The organism is Streptomyces sp. NPDC085481 (assembly GCF_044541845.1).
Classification (GTDB): domain Bacteria; phylum Actinomycetota; class Actinomycetes; order Streptomycetales; family Streptomycetaceae; genus Streptomyces.
Genome location: NZ_JBITTJ010000001.1, coordinates 1 through 13,138, shown reverse-complemented (window position 1 = coordinate 13,138; position 13,138 = coordinate 1). Strand labels below are relative to the sequence as shown.

Annotated in this window: 15 protein-coding genes and 1 rRNA gene; 9 read left to right on the top strand and 7 right to left on the bottom strand. The window is 71.0% G+C overall.

Annotated features, from left to right (window positions below; all coding sequences use genetic code 11):
- Window positions 1-5 precede the first annotated feature (5 nt).
- From ACIGEZ_RS00080 to ACIGEZ_RS00070, 3 genes are all read right to left on the bottom strand, one after another.
- On the bottom strand, window positions 6-764 hold the full coding sequence (locus ACIGEZ_RS00080; RefSeq protein WP_399824177.1) for a transglycosylase SLT domain-containing protein: 759 nt from the start codon (window positions 762-764) through the stop codon (window positions 6-8).
- A gap of 291 nt (window positions 765-1,055) precedes the next feature.
- Entirely contained in the window at window positions 1,056-2,141 is a 1,086-nt protein-coding gene (locus tag ACIGEZ_RS00075; protein WP_399824175.1) for an S-adenosylmethionine:tRNA ribosyltransferase-isomerase, read from the bottom strand.
- Window positions 2,138-2,836 carry an SDR family NAD(P)-dependent oxidoreductase gene (locus ACIGEZ_RS00070; RefSeq protein ID WP_399824174.1) on the bottom strand — a complete coding sequence of 233 codons (699 nt, stop codon included), beginning with the start codon at window positions 2,834-2,836 and terminating at the stop codon, window positions 2,138-2,140. The genes ACIGEZ_RS00075 and ACIGEZ_RS00070 overlap by 4 nt, the downstream gene beginning before the upstream one ends.
- Before the next feature lie 225 nt (window positions 2,837-3,061).
- Between ACIGEZ_RS00070 and ACIGEZ_RS00065 the strand changes: the two genes are divergently transcribed.
- From ACIGEZ_RS00065 to ACIGEZ_RS00055, 3 genes are all read left to right on the top strand, one after another.
- Complete coding sequence (locus tag ACIGEZ_RS00065) at window positions 3,062-4,231, top strand: GAF domain-containing sensor histidine kinase (RefSeq protein ID WP_399824173.1); 1,170 nt, start codon at window positions 3,062-3,064, stop codon at window positions 4,229-4,231.
- Entirely contained in the window at window positions 4,224-4,874 is a 651-nt protein-coding gene (locus tag ACIGEZ_RS00060; RefSeq protein WP_399824172.1) for a response regulator, read from the top strand. The genes ACIGEZ_RS00065 and ACIGEZ_RS00060 overlap by 8 nt, the downstream gene beginning before the upstream one ends.
- Before the next feature lie 129 nt (window positions 4,875-5,003).
- On the top strand, window positions 5,004-5,243 hold the full coding sequence (locus tag ACIGEZ_RS00055) for a chaplin (protein WP_399824171.1): 240 nt from the start codon (window positions 5,004-5,006) through the stop codon (window positions 5,241-5,243).
- A 123-nt stretch (window positions 5,244-5,366) separates the two neighbouring features.
- Here ACIGEZ_RS00055 and ACIGEZ_RS00050 read toward each other — a convergent pair whose 3' ends face one another.
- Entirely contained in the window at window positions 5,367-6,158 is a 792-nt protein-coding gene (locus ACIGEZ_RS00050) for a hypothetical protein (RefSeq protein ID WP_399824169.1), read from the bottom strand.
- A 134-nt stretch (window positions 6,159-6,292) separates the two neighbouring features.
- On the opposite strand from ACIGEZ_RS00050, the gene ACIGEZ_RS00045 reads away from it, so the two are divergent.
- The 4 genes from ACIGEZ_RS00045 (at window position 6,293) to ACIGEZ_RS00030 (ending at window position 9,496) form a co-directional block, all read left to right on the top strand.
- Window positions 6,293-7,090, top strand: a complete 798-nt coding sequence (locus ACIGEZ_RS00045) for an ABC transporter ATP-binding protein (protein WP_399824168.1) — start codon at window positions 6,293-6,295, stop codon at window positions 7,088-7,090.
- Window positions 7,091-7,160: 70 nt separating this feature from the next.
- Entirely contained in the window at window positions 7,161-7,589 is a 429-nt protein-coding gene (locus tag ACIGEZ_RS00040) for an NfeD family protein (protein ID WP_399824166.1), read from the top strand.
- 87 nt (window positions 7,590-7,676) lie between these two features.
- Entirely contained in the window at window positions 7,677-8,630 is a 954-nt protein-coding gene (locus ACIGEZ_RS00035; protein WP_399824165.1) for an SPFH domain-containing protein, read from the top strand.
- A 92-nt stretch (window positions 8,631-8,722) separates the two neighbouring features.
- Window positions 8,723-9,496 (top strand): sulfite exporter TauE/SafE family protein, encoded by a 774-nt coding sequence (locus ACIGEZ_RS00030; RefSeq protein WP_399824163.1) that lies wholly within the window; start codon window positions 8,723-8,725, stop codon window positions 9,494-9,496.
- Between the two features lie 58 nt (window positions 9,497-9,554).
- On the opposite strand, the gene ACIGEZ_RS00025 is transcribed toward ACIGEZ_RS00030, so the two are convergent.
- The 3 genes from ACIGEZ_RS00025 to ACIGEZ_RS00015 form a co-directional block, all read right to left on the bottom strand.
- Window positions 9,555-10,061 carry an HNH endonuclease gene (locus ACIGEZ_RS00025; RefSeq protein WP_399824161.1) on the bottom strand — a complete coding sequence of 169 codons (507 nt, stop codon included), beginning with the start codon at window positions 10,059-10,061 and terminating at the stop codon, window positions 9,555-9,557.
- Between the two features lie 154 nt (window positions 10,062-10,215).
- Window positions 10,216-10,752 (bottom strand): YbhB/YbcL family Raf kinase inhibitor-like protein, encoded by a 537-nt coding sequence (locus ACIGEZ_RS00020; RefSeq protein WP_399824160.1) that lies wholly within the window; start codon window positions 10,750-10,752, stop codon window positions 10,216-10,218.
- 42 nt (window positions 10,753-10,794) lie between these two features.
- Window positions 10,795-11,577, bottom strand: coding sequence for a sporulation protein (locus tag ACIGEZ_RS00015; protein WP_399824159.1), 783 nt, complete (start codon window positions 11,575-11,577; stop codon window positions 10,795-10,797).
- A gap of 117 nt (window positions 11,578-11,694) precedes the next feature.
- On the opposite strand from ACIGEZ_RS00015, the gene ACIGEZ_RS00010 reads away from it, so the two are divergent.
- Together ACIGEZ_RS00010 and ACIGEZ_RS00005 are read left to right on the top strand one after the other, a co-directional pair.
- Window positions 11,695-12,357 carry a DNA-3-methyladenine glycosylase gene (locus ACIGEZ_RS00010; protein ID WP_399824158.1) on the top strand — a complete coding sequence of 221 codons (663 nt, stop codon included), beginning with the start codon at window positions 11,695-11,697 and terminating at the stop codon, window positions 12,355-12,357.
- Between the two features lie 495 nt (window positions 12,358-12,852).
- Window positions 12,853-13,138, top strand: a 16S ribosomal RNA gene (locus ACIGEZ_RS00005); the annotation flags it as partial.

Below are 13,138 nucleotides of genomic sequence, written 5' to 3'. Positions count from 1 at the left end.
GCCGATCAGTACGCGCTGTTGACGTTGTCGATCGAGCCGTAGCGGTCGGCCGCGTAGTTGCAGGCGGCGACGATGTTGGCGACCGGGTCGTACTGGTCGAACTTGGTGCCGGGGATGTGGTACGCCTTGAAGGTCGGGTAGATGACCTGCAGCAGACCCTTGGACGGGACGCCGTTGATGGCGTTGATGTCCCAGTTGTTGATGGCCAGCGGGTTGCCGCTGGACTCGCGCATGATGTTCCGGTGGATGCCGTTGTAGGTGCCCGGAATGTTGTGCTTGTCCATGATGAACATGGCCTCGCGGATCCAGCCGTCGAGGTTGTTCGCGAAGACCGGCTTGCGGACGGCGGCGCGGCTCGCGGCCGCCTTCGCCGCGGCACGCTTCTTGGCCTCGGCCTTGGCCTTGGCGGCGGCCTTCGCCTTCGCCTCGGCGGCGGCCTTGGCCTTGGCGGCGGCGTCGGCCTTCGCCTTCGCGTCAGCGGCGGCCTTCGCCTTGGCGGCGGCCTCCTGCTTGGCCTGCAGGCCGATGACGCTCTGCTGCTGGTCGAGCGAGGCGGCCAGGGCCTTCGCCTGCGGGCTGGCGGCGTCGTAGGCCCAGGCGACCTGCTGGGTGTGGGCGAGGGCCTGCGGCTCGGTCTCGGTGGAGCCGCCGCCCGGGATGAGGGTGAAGCCGAGCGCCGCGGCGCTCAGAGCGGCGACGCCGGCGATGGTGGCCTTGTGGGTCTTCTTCAGACCACGACTGTGGCCAGGGGTCTTCGCAGACATGCAGGAATACCTCTTCGAATCGCTGGGGGTCGCTCAGGCCGGGGCGGCGCTGCGCCTTGCTCGGCGGCGACGGACGCAATTCTTAGCGGCAGCAAAATCCTGTGGCAAAGGTGTGACGTACGATCCCGGGTAGTGGATCAGGGCCCGCGCGAGGGTGCCGCCGGACCCGGCATCGACCAGCCCCGGCAGTACTCATCTGTCCTTTACGTGTCCACTAGGGGGATTCGTAAGTGACCTGCGTCCTATGCGCGGGCTCACATCGGGCGTGTAACAACCTCACCAAGCGTTGCATCAGCAATGCATACGGTGAGGGCCCTCCTCCGGAAGGATGAGGTGGACGTCCCCGAACTCGTGCCAGAGGTAGCGCTCCCGCACCGCCTCGGCGTACGCCCGCCGCAGCGCCGGCCGCCCGGCCACCGCCTCCAGCATCAGAAGATGCGAGGCCTCCGGCTCGTGCAGCCCGGTGAGCAGCCCGTCCACCACCCGCACCCCCCGCTCGGGCGTGACCACCAGGTCCGTCCACCCGGCGGCACCCCGCACCCCGCACTCCGCCACGGCCGACTCCAGCGCCCGCACGGCCGTCGTGCCCACCGCGATCACCCGGCCCCCGCCGGCCCGCGCCGCGTTCACCAGCCACGCCGTCGTCGCCGGCACCTCGAAGCGCTCCGGATACGGCGGCTCGTGCGCCTCCGCCGACGCGACCCCGGTATGAAGGACCACCGGAGCGAACTGCACCCCCCGGCTCACCAGCTCCGCCACCAGACCGGCCGTGAAGGGCCGCCCCGCGCTCGGCATCTCCGCCGACCCCGCACCGTCCGGCGAGGGCAGCGCGAACACCGTCTGGTACGCCGCCACCGGCTGGTCCCGCTCCGTGTATCCGTAACGGATGGGCCGCCCGTACCGGGCGAGCAGCCCCGCCACGTCCACCTCCGGCCGCGCCCACCACAGCCGCACCGCCCCCGGCGCCAGCGGCTCCTCCAGGACGAGCCGCGAGCCGCCCGGCAGCCGCACCACCGCCCCCACCGGCCCGCCCGGCCGCGGCAGCGTCGTCCCGGCCCCGTCCGGCGCACGCAGCTCCACCGCCCACCGGCCGTCATCACCCCGGGTGGAGAAGTGCACGACCACCCGCTCCCCGCCCGGCTCCGCCCCGAGCCGCCCGTTCACCGCAGCGGCCAGCGTCGCCGACGTGTTCACCACGAGCACGTCCCCGGCCCGCAGCAGCCCCGGCAGCTCCCGGAACGCCCGGTGCGCCACCTCCCCGCCCCGCGACACCATCAGCCGTACGTCGTCCCGGCCGCGCCCCGGCCCCCGCTGCTCGGCCGGCACCCGCGCCGACAGCTCCTCGGGCACCCTCAGTCCCTCCAGGAGGACGGTCACCTGCCCACCCCCACCAGCGCCGCCGCCGCGTACCGCCCGCTCGCCGGCCGCCGCTCCACCAGGCTCAGGAACCCCGGCACCACCACCGCGGGCTCGGGACGCGGGTCGGTGTCGTCCGGCACGGCCGCCGCGTACAGATCCGTCGCCATGTCGCCCGGATCCACCGCCCACACCCGCAACCCCGGCTCCTCCACCGCGAGCACCGCCGCCAGCTGGTCCAGGGCCGCCTTCGACGCCCCGTAGCCGCCCCAGGTCTCGTACGCCTCCGCCGCCGCGTCCGAACTCACCAGGACCACCGCCCCCGCCGCGCTCTCCCGCAGCAGCGGCAGCCCCTCCTGTACGAGCCCGAGCGCGGCCACCGCGTTCGTCTCGAACGCCGCCCGCAGCCCGTCCAGCGGCAGCGCCTCAAGGCGGACCAGCGGCTCCGCTCCCAGCGCGCTGGCGTTGCTCACCAGGAGGTCGAGCCCGCCGAGCCCCCGCGCCGCGGCCACCAGCTCCGCCCGGTGCGCCGCGTCCGTCACGTCCCCGGCCACCGCCACCACCCGCGCTCCCCGCTCCCGCGCCGCCCGGGCGCTCTCCTCCAGAACCCCCGCCGTACGGGCGTCGAGCACCAGGTCCCAGCCCCGCTCGGCGAGCCCGGCGGCCAGCGCCCGGCCGAGCCCCTTCGACGCCCCCGTGACGATCGCGACAGGCATGATCCATCCCCTCATCTCCACGTCCGCGTCCGACATCCGCGGGCCACATCCGCGTCCGGTGTCCCGCGTGCGAACCGATGCCGTCCAGCCTCGTCACCCGACCCACCCCGCCGCCTCGTCCGCGGGCCCCGACCGACCAGGGCACTTCGACCTAGGCCCCCGGTCCCGGCCGACCGCCGTCCACAGGCGGATACGGACCGTCACCCCCGCCGGTACGGTGAACACATGAGCCACCGACCGAGCTCCGGCCTGGCCGCCGTGAGCAGCGCCCTGCTGGCGATGAGCCGCCAGATGGAGGTCCGCGACGTCCTCAAGACGATCGTCACCTCCGCGCGCGAGCTGCTCGACGCCGAATACGCGGCGCTCGGCGTCCCCGACGACCACGGGGGCTTCGCCCAGTTCGTCGTCGACGGCGTCAGCGACGAGCAGTGGCGTGCCATCGGCCCGCTGCCCCGCCAGCACGGCATCCTGGCCGCCATGCTCCACAAGGCCGAGCCCGAGCGTCTCGCCGACGTCCGCGAGGACCCCCGCTTCGAGGGCTGGCCCGCCGCCCACCCGGACATGTCCGACTTCCTCGGACTGCCCATCCGCGACGGCGACGAGATCCTCGGCGCACTCTTCCTCGCGAACAAGCGCTGCCCCAAGCCGTGGGGGTCCCCCGGGACGGAGTCCGGGGAAGGCTGCCGCTTCACCGCCGAGGACGAGGAGCTCCTGACGATCCTCGCCCAGCACGCGGCCATCGCCCTCACCAATGCCCGGCTGTACGAGCGCAGCCGCGAGCTGACCATCGCCGAGGAGCGCTCCCGCCTCGCCCACGAGCTGCACGACGCGGTCAGCCAGAAGCTCTTCTCCCTGCGCCTCACCGCCCAGGCCGCCGCGGCCCTCGTCGACCGCGACCCGGCCCGCGCCAAGGGCGAGCTCCAGCAGGTCGCCGAGCTCGCCGCGGAAGCGGCCGACGAGCTGCGCGCGGCCGTCGTCGAGCTGCGCCCGGCCGCCCTCGACGAGGACGGCCTCGTGCACACCCTGCGCACCCAGATCCAGGTCCTGGACCGCGCCCACTCCGCCCGGGTCACCTTCGCGAGCCCCGGCATCCGCGCGCTGCCCGCCGCCCAGGAGGAGGCCGTGCTCCGGGTCGCCCAGGAGGCCCTGCACAACGCGCTGCGCCACTCCGGCGGGGCCCTCGTCTCCGTCACCCTCACCCGCAGCGGGCAGGGAGCACGGCTCACCGTCACCGACGACGGCAAGGGCTTCGACCCGAAGACCGTCCGGCGGGCGGGCCGCCACCTCGGCCTGGTCTCGATGCGCGACCGGACCGGCGGCGTCGGCGGCAGACTCACCGTGACATCGGCCCCGGGGCGGGGCACCACGATCGAGATGGAGGTCCCCGGTGGCTGAGAATCCCATCCGCGTGCTGCTGGTGGACGACCACCAGGTCGTCCGCCGCGGCCTGCGCACCTTCCTGGAGGTGCAGGACGACATAGAGGTGGTGGGGGAGGCCGCCGACGGCGCCGAGGGCGTCGCCGCCGCCGAGCGGCTGCGGCCGGACGTCGTCCTCATGGACGTCAAGATGCCCGGCACCGACGGCATCGAGGCGCTGCGGAAGCTGCGCGAGCTGGCCAACCCGGCGCGCGTCCTCGTCGTCACCAGCTTCACCGAGCAGCGCACCGTCGTCCCCGCGCTGCGCGCCGGCGCGAGCGGATACGTCTACAAGGACATCGACCCCGACGCCCTGGCCGGCGCCATCCGCTCCGTCCACGCGGGCCACGTCCTGCTCCAGCCCGAGGTCGCCGGCGCCCTGCTCAGCCAGGACGACCACGGGCAGGGCGGCGGCTCGGGTCGCGGCTCGGCGCTGACCGAGCGGGAGCGGGAGGTGCTCGGCCTGATCGCGGACGGCCGCTCCAACCGGGAGATCGCCCGCGCGCTCGTCCTCTCGGAGAAGACGGTGAAGACCCACGTCTCGAACATCCTCATGAAGCTGGACCTCGCGGACCGTACCCAGGCCGCGCTCTGGGCCGTACGGCACGGCCTGACCTCGTAGGCACGGCCGTTCCCCTTTTCATACCGTCGTGTGTATGTCCCCCGTTCGGCGCAACCGAGCGGGGGTGGCGGCGTTCTCCATGGCGTGCTGCGGCGGACCGGCCGCAGCGATGACCAGGAGGATCCTGAAGTGAACAACCTCAAGAAGGCCGCTGCCCTCACCATGGTCGCCGGTGGCATCGTCGCCGCCGGTGCCGGTGTTGCCTCCGCGAACGCGGACGCCCAGGGGCAGGCCCTCCACTCGCCGGGCGTCGGCTCCGGCAACCTGGTGCAGGCCCCGGTCCACGTTCCCGTGAACGTCTCCGGCAACACGGTCAACGTGATCGGCCTGCTCAACCCCGCCTTCGGCAACGGCGCCGTCAACCACTGACGCCCCCGCTGAACCACCGGCCCCCGGACGATCCCCCGGGGGCCGGTCCTTTTTCCTCCAGGGCGCCGGCCTCCAGAGCGTGGCCGGCGCCGTGGACCGTCTGGCCCCTGGTCCCCTGACCCGCTAGAACCCGTGCTCCCGCTCCCTCTCCTCCACATACGCGTTGTACGCCGCCACCTGCGCCCGCCGTGCCACCCGCTCCACCGGCCGCAACGCAGCCCCCCGCGCCGCCATCTCCGCCGCGCTCACCGCGCCGCCGTGGCCGTGGTCGTACGCCAGGTCGACCAGGAGGCCGATGCGCTGGGCCAGTTCGAGCACCCGTGCCGCGCGGGCCGGATAGCCCGGGGCCAGGACCTCGCGGCCGGTCTCCGCGCGGGCCCGGTAGGCGTCCCGGCCCGCGTCCGCGGCGGGACCCGAGGCCGCCACGTCCAGGCGGGTGAGGACCGTCGTCGCCTCCCGCAGGGCGTCCGCGAGCTCCCGCTCCGCCTCGCCGAGCGACGGCACGTCCGCCGGCGGCGCCTCCCGGACCGCCAGACAGTGCCATATGACCTCCACGTGCACGTCGCCCGCCGGCCCCGCCTCCGTGACCTCCGGCACGAGCCCGTACGGTGCGCCGAACCCGACCGCGGCCTCCTCCGCGTCGAGCGCCCGCGCGTTGAACTCCGGCGGACCGCTCAGCCCCAGCGGGTGCCCCGGTGCGGGCAGCGCCACCCGCCACCCGGTCACCCCGAGCCGCCGCAGCCGCCCCAGCGCCAGCGTCAGGCCCACCGGCCCCGCCTCGCCCGGCAGCCCCTCCACGCGGTGCACCGCGTCCTGTCCGACAATCGCGAGCGCCGCGTCATCCGGCGACACCGCCCCGGCCAGCAGGGCATTGCCCCAGGCGGCCAGACGTCCTGAGCGTGGTTCCGAAAGCATGCCCCCCAGCGTAGGGACTAAAGGACGCCCTAAGGACCGGCCCGGCCCCCCGGTGGCGTAGGTTTTCCCTGGACGCCGCGTCCACAGGCGCAAGGCGACGACACGACTCGACCGCAAGGGGAGACAACGCGCTCATGAGCGATGTACTGGAGCTGCTGGACGTATCCGTGGTCCGCGACGGACGGGCTCTGGTGGACGAGGTCTCGTGGTCGGTCAAGGAGGGCGAGCGCTGGGTCATCCTCGGCCCCAACGGCGCGGGCAAGACGACCCTCCTCAACATCGCCTCCAGCTACCTCTTCCCGACCAGCGGCACCGCCACGCTCCTCGGCGAGCGCCTCGGCGGCGTCGGCACCGACGTCTTCGACCTGCGCCCCCGCATCGGCATGGCCGGCATCGCCATGGCGGAGAAGCTGCCCAAGCGCCAGACCGTCCTGCAGACCGTCCTCACCGCCGCGTACGGCATGACCGCCACCTGGCACGAGGACTACGACCCGGTCGACGAGGAGCGCGCCAAGGCCTTCCTCGACCGTCTCGGCATGACCGACTACCTGGACCGCAAGTTCGGCACCCTCTCCGAGGGCGAGCGCAAGCGCACCCTCATCGCCCGCGCGATGATGACCGACCCCGAGCTGCTGCTCCTCGACGAGCCCGCCGCCGGCCTCGACCTCGGCGGCCGCGAGGACCTGGTCCGCCGCCTCGGCCGGCTCGCCCGCGACCCGTACGCCCCCTCCATGATCATGGTCACCCACCACGTCGAGGAGATCGCGCCGGGCTTCACCCACGTCCTGATGATCCGCCAGGGCAAGGTCCTCGCCGCGGGCCCCATGGAGACCGAGCTGACCTCCCGCAACCTCTCCCTCTGCTTCGGCCTGCCGCTCGTCGTCGAGCACGTCGGCGACCGCTACACCGCCCAGGGCCTGCCGCTGAAGTAGTCGCCGGGGCGTCGCTACCGCACAGAGCCGCGCCCTGTCCCGAAGGACCCCACCGCCCTACCATGACCACGTGGACTTCGACGCATGGATCTGGTGGCTGATCGGCGCGGTGGGGCTCGGCATTCCCCTCGTCCTCACGGCGATGCCCGAGTTCGGCATGTTGTCCGCCGGCGCGGTCGCCGGGGCGGTGACCGCCGCCCTCGGCTTCGGCATCGTCGCCCAAGTGGTCGTCTTCGCCGTCGTCTCCGTCGCCCTGATCGCCGTGGTGCGCCCCGTGGCGGCCCGCCACCGCGACGGCCGCCCCCAACTCGCCACCGGGATCGACGCCCTGAAGGGCCGTCAAGCCGTCGTCCTGGAACGGGTGGACGGCAACGGCGGCCGCATCAAGCTGGCCGGCGAGATCTGGTCCGCCCGCGCACTCGACACCGGGCAGAGCTTCGAACCGGGCGAACAGGTGGACGTCGTCGACATCGACGGAGCCACCGCGGTCGTCATGTGACCGAACCTCGCCCATGACGCTCCGAGGTCTGGGAAACTCGATCATCATCTGGTTATTCAACCGGCAGCGAAGGGCACAGGGAGCGCGATGTCAGCAGTCATCATCGTCCTGATCATTCTGGTGGTGCTTGTCTTCATCGCCCTGATCAAGACCATCCAGGTCATCCCGCAGGCGAGCGCCGCGATCGTGGAGCGCTTCGGCCGCTACACCCGCACGCTCAACGCCGGCCTGAACATCGTCGTCCCGTTCATCGACCGCATCCGCAACCGCATCGACCTCCGCGAGCAGGTCGTGCCCTTCCCGCCCCAGCCGGTGATCACCCAGGACAACCTGGTCGTCAACATCGACACCGTCATCTACTACCAGGTGACCGACGCCCGCGCCGCCACTTACGAAGTCGCCAGCTACATCCAGGCGATCGAGCAGCTCACCGTCACCACCCTGCGCAACATCATCGGCGGCATGGACCTCGAGCGGACCCTCACCTCCCGCGAGGAGATCAACGCCGCCCTGCGCGGAGTCCTCGACGAGGCCACCGGCAAGTGGGGCATCCGCGTCAACCGCGTCGAGCTGAAGGCGATCGAGCCGCCCACCTCCATCCAGGACTCGATGGAGAAGCAGATGCGCGCCGACCGCGACAAGCGCGCCGCCATCCTCACCGCCGAGGGCATCCGGCAGTCCCAGATCCTCACCGCCGAGGGCGAGAAGCAGTCCGCGATCCTGCGCGCCGAGGGCGAGGCCAAGGCCTCCGCGCTCAAGGCCGAGGGCGAGGCCCAGGCCGTACGCACGGTCTTCGAGGCCATCCACGCCGGCGACCCCGACCAGAAGCTGCTCTCCTACCAGTACCTCCAGATGCTCCCGAAGATCGCCGCGGGCGACGCCAACAAGCTCTGGATCGTGCCCAGCGAGATCGGCGACGCCCTCAAGGGCCTCTCCGGCGCCTTCGGCAACCTCGGGCCCGGCGGCACCCCCGGCTTCAACACCAAGGGCGGCGCGGCGAACGACGGCGCCGAGCGCCGGGAAGAACCCCGGGTTGACTGACACGTACACGTAATTTTCGTGCATGATCGGTGCGAGCCCCTCGACCCTGGCGATCCCAGAGCGGGGAGGCGACTCACTGACCATGTAAGGAGATGGCGTTGTCCATCTGGGAAGCCCTGGCAGTCTTCGGCGCCGGCACCGCCGCCGGCGCCATCAACACGATCGTCGGATCGGGAACGCTCATCACGTTCCCCGTCCTGCTCGCGACCGGCCTGCCACCGATCACCGCGAACGTCTCCAACGCCCTCGGCCTCGTCCCCGGCTCCATCAGCGGAGCCATCGGCTACCGCAGCGAACTCAAGGGCCAGACCGCCCGCATCCTCCGCCTCGGCACCGCCGCCCTCCTCGGCGGACTCGTCGGCGCCATCCTGCTCCTGGCGCTGCCCTCCGACGCCTTCGACGCGATCGTCCCCGTCCTCATCGGGCTCGCTTTGGTCCTCGTCCTCCTCCAGCCCCGCATCGCCGCCGCCGTCAAGCGGCGCCGCGAGGCCAAGGGCACCGAGGCCCACCCCCACGGCGGCGCGGCCCTCCTCGTCGGCCTCTTCCTCGCCAGCATCTACGGCGGCTACTTCGGCGCCGCCCAGGGCGTCCTCTACATCTCGCTCATGGGACTGCTGCTCAGCGACAGCCTGCAACGCATCAACGCCGTCAAGAACATCCTCGGCGCCGTCGTCAACGGAGTCGCCGCCGTCTTCTTCCTCTTCGTCGCCGACTTCGACTGGACCGCCGTGCTCCTCATCGCGGTCGGCTCCACCATCGGCGGCCAGATCGGAGCCAAGGTCGGACGGCGCCTGTCACCCACCGTCCTGCGCGGAGTGATCATCGCCGTCGGCATCGTCGCCATCCTCCAACTCACCCTGAAATGACGGCGGGGCCCGCCCCGTGACCGGGGCGGGCCCACACGACCTGCTCACGACGCCTCGATTACGCGGCCTGGCCGGCCAGCCAACCGGGGAGCTCCGACCGCTCACCGGCCCGCATCGCCAGGAGCATCGCGTCCGCCGGCGTCGGCACGAACGGCTCGTGCAGCAACGGCATCCCCGCCTGCTCCGGCGTCCGGTCCGCTTTGCGGTGATTGTCCTCCGCGCACGAGGCGACCGTGTTCAGCCAGTTGTCCCCGCCCCCCTGCGCCCGCGGCACCACGTGGTCCACGGTCGTCGCGCGCCTCCCGCAGTACGCGCACCGGTGCTGGTCCCTCACCAGCACCCCCCGCCTCGACCACGGGGCCTGTCTTCGGAACGGCACCCGGACGTACCTGCAGAGCCTGATCACCCGGGGCACCGGCATGTCCACGGCCGCCGCGCGCACACGAAGACCGGGGTGCGCCTGCTCCACGACGGCCTTGTCCTGCAGGACAAGGACCACCGCACGGTTGAATGTGACCGTCGAAAGCGGCTCGAAGCTCGCGTTCAGAACCAGCGTGTCCCGCATGATGCCCACCTCCCGTGTGCCGGCCCACCCCCGTGGCGGGCTTGGATCAACTCTGGCCGGGCGCGCCGGGTAGGACAACGCAATATCCGCGCAAAGAAAGATGCCCGCTTCTGATCTCTCCAAGACCAGAAGCGGGCAAACAACAAACGAACGCTCAGCTGTCCGCGGGACCCGTGTACTCGGCGATCAGCTGCGCACGCCCCAACGTGTGGAAACGCAGGTTGAAGCCGACCGCCGCGGGCGACGCGTCCGCGTCGGGCCCCAGCTTCTCGGTGTCCACCGCATACACCGTGAAGAGATAGCGGTGGTTCTCCCCGGCCGGCGGCGCGGCCCCGCCGAAGTCCTTCGAGCCGTAGTCGTTACGCGCCTGCACGGCACCCGCCGGCAGCCCGTCGAACGACCCCGTACCGGCACCCGCGGGCAGCTCCGTCACCGACACCGGGATGTCGAACAGCACCCAGTGCCAGAACCCGCTGCCCGTCGGCGCGTCCGGGTCGAAGCACGTCACGGCGAAGCTCTTCGCCCCCGCCGGGAAGCCCTCCCAGCTCAGCTGCGGGGAGGTGTTCCCCGCCGCGTACACCTGAGCGTCCTTCAGCACACCACCCGGCACGATGTCGTCGCTCACCACCGTGAACTCCGCCACCGGCGGATGGAAGTCATGGGGGAGCGGCGCCCTCTTGGCATCGGCCACGTCTGAACCTCCGTATCGCTGACCAGTCCTACGCAAGCGACACTAGAGCCAGTTGCGACGGCCGCCGACCTCGGCGAGCCACTGGTTCAGGTACGCCGCCCAGTCGGTGGTGTGGAAGTCGTCCAGACCCACCTTGAACGCGCGGAACGAGTCGCTGCCCTCGGTGAACAGACCCGGCTTCTTGTCCATCTCCAGGACGACGTCCATCTCCCGGTCGTCCGCGACGAAGCTGACCTCGACCTGGTTCAGACCCCGGTACTGCTGCGGCGCGAAGAACTCGATCTCCTGGTAGAACGGCAGCTTCTGCCGCGTCCCGCGGATGTGGCCACGCTCCATGTCCGCGCTCTTGAACCGGAAGCCCAGCTGGATGAAGGCGTCCAGGATCGCCTGCTGCGCCGGCAGCGGGTGCACGTTGATCGGGTCCAGGTCACCCGAGTCCACGGCACGGGCGATCTCCAGCTCCGTCGTCACCCCGATGTTCATCCCGCGCAGCTGCTGCCCCGCGATCGCGGTGACCGGCGTCTCCCACGGGATCTCGAGCCCGAACGGCACCACGTGCACCGCCCCGGCCTGCACCTCGAAGGCCCCGCCGAGCCGCACCTTCACGAACTCGATGTCCTGCTTGTGCTCCTGGTCCCCACCCTCGACCTCGACCCGCGCCTGCAGGCCGACCGAGAGACCCTCGATCTGCTGGGCGACCGAACCGCCCTGGATCCGCACCTCACCCTGGACGACACCACCCGGGACGACGTTCGCCTCGGTGAGCACCGTCTCCACCGAAGCGCCGCCGGCACCGAGGCTCGCGAGCAGCTTCTTGAATCCCATGACGACTCCCTCTATGTCGTGCGATCTGTCCTGCGCAGTCCTGACCCCTACATACGCGTGACGACCGTAGCCGGTTCCGCACCCCGCCCGGTTGCACCCCCACTACGCTCGGACTCCATGAGCGAGAGCCCCGACCGTACGCCGCTCCCGCGGGCCTTCTTCGACCGTCCCGTCCTCGAGGTCGCCCCCGACCTACTGGGTCGCACCCTTGTACGGAACACGACGGCCGGCCCCATCGAGCTCCGCATCACCGAGGTGGAGGCCTACGCCGGCGCCATCGACCCCGGCTCCCACGCCTTCCGTGGCCGCACCGCCCGCAACGCCGTCATGTTCGGCCCACCCGGACACGCGTACGTCTACTTCACCTACGGCATGTGGCACTGCCTCAACCTGGTGTGCGGCCCGGAGGGCCACGCGAGCGGAGTCCTGCTGCGCGCGGGGGAGATCCTGAAGGGAGCGGAACAGGCCAGGAAGCGTCGACTCTCGGCCCGATACGACTCCGAGCTCGCCAAGGGCCCGGCCCGCCTGGCCACCGCCCTGGACGTCGCCCTCTCCCTGAACGGCACCGACACCTGCGCCGGCCCGGACGCCCCGCTCTCCCTGCTCATGGGCACCCCGCCCCCGCCCGACCGGGTCCGCAACGGCCCCCGCACGGGAGTCGGCGGCGACGGCGCTCCCCACCCCTGGCGCTACTGGATCGACGGCGACCGCACCGTGAGCCCGTACCGGGCCCACGTCCCCCGGAAGCGTCGCCTTGACTCGGGCGCAGCAGATGCGTAATGTGGCCCGAGCCGCTTGAGACGGGCAGCGCTTACTCAAGCCTCCCGAAGCGGCCATCCACTTCCTTACGACGAATCCCAACGGGGCTCATTTCGGCATGCCGAAATTTGTTTCGAAAGGCTCGATTTGAGTCTCCAGGGAAATCGGCTAAAGTAGTGGACACGCCGGAAGGGCCCGAAAGCGAAAGCGAAAAGGGACCGGAAAGCGCCGAGGAAATCGGATCGGAAAGATCTGATAGAGTCGGAAACGAAGGAAGCGCCCGGAGGAAAGCCCGCGAGGGTGAGTACAAAGGAAGCGTCCGCACCTTGAGAACTCAACAGCGTGCCAAAAATCAACGCCAGATTAGTTGATACCCCGTCCATCTTCGGATGGTCGAGGTTCCTTTGAAAAAGTCCACCCCACGGGGTGGCACACAGCGAGGACGCTGTGAACGGATCGGACTATTCCTCCGATCTGTTCCGCTCTCGTGGTGTTCGACCGGATTACCGGTAAACATTCACGGAGAGTTTGATCCTGGCTCAGGACGAACGCTGGCGGCGTGCTTAACACATGCAAGTCGAACGATGAAGCCCTTCGGGGTGGATTAGTGGCGAACGGGTGAGTAACACGTGGGCAATCTGCCCTTCACTCTGGGACAAGCCCTGGAAACGGGGTCTAATACCGGATAACACCGGCTTCCGCATGGAAGCTGGTTGAAAGCTCCGGCGGTGAAGGATGAGCCCGCGGCCTATCAGCTTGTTGGTGAGGTAATGGCTCACCAAGGCGACGACGGGTAGCCGGC

Excerpts from the sequence above, each read along its gene's own strand:
- ACIGEZ_RS00010 (WP_399824158.1), top strand. The coding sequence starts at position 11,695 with ATGAGCGAGAGCCCCGACCGTACGCCGCTCCCGCGGGCCTTCTTCGAC.
- ACIGEZ_RS00045 (WP_399824168.1), top strand. The coding sequence starts at position 6,293 with ATGAGCGATGTACTGGAGCTGCTGGACGTATCCGTGGTCCGCGACGGA.
- ACIGEZ_RS00035 (WP_399824165.1), top strand. The coding sequence starts at position 7,677 with ATGTCAGCAGTCATCATCGTCCTGATCATTCTGGTGGTGCTTGTCTTC.
- ACIGEZ_RS00070 (WP_399824174.1), bottom strand. The coding sequence starts at position 2,836 with ATGCCTGTCGCGATCGTCACGGGGGCGTCGAAGGGGCTCGGCCGGGCG.
- ACIGEZ_RS00030 (WP_399824163.1), top strand. The coding sequence starts at position 8,723 with ATGGCGTTGTCCATCTGGGAAGCCCTGGCAGTCTTCGGCGCCGGCACC.
- ACIGEZ_RS00065 (WP_399824173.1), top strand. The coding sequence starts at position 3,062 with ATGAGCCACCGACCGAGCTCCGGCCTGGCCGCCGTGAGCAGCGCCCTG.
- ACIGEZ_RS00025 (WP_399824161.1), bottom strand. The coding sequence starts at position 10,061 with ATGCGGGACACGCTGGTTCTGAACGCGAGCTTCGAGCCGCTTTCGACG.
- ACIGEZ_RS00080 (WP_399824177.1), bottom strand. The coding sequence starts at position 764 with ATGTCTGCGAAGACCCCTGGCCACAGTCGTGGTCTGAAGAAGACCCAC.
- ACIGEZ_RS00015 (WP_399824159.1), bottom strand. The coding sequence starts at position 11,577 with ATGGGATTCAAGAAGCTGCTCGCGAGCCTCGGTGCCGGCGGCGCTTCG.
- ACIGEZ_RS00050 (WP_399824169.1), bottom strand. The coding sequence starts at position 6,158 with ATGCTTTCGGAACCACGCTCAGGACGTCTGGCCGCCTGGGGCAATGCC.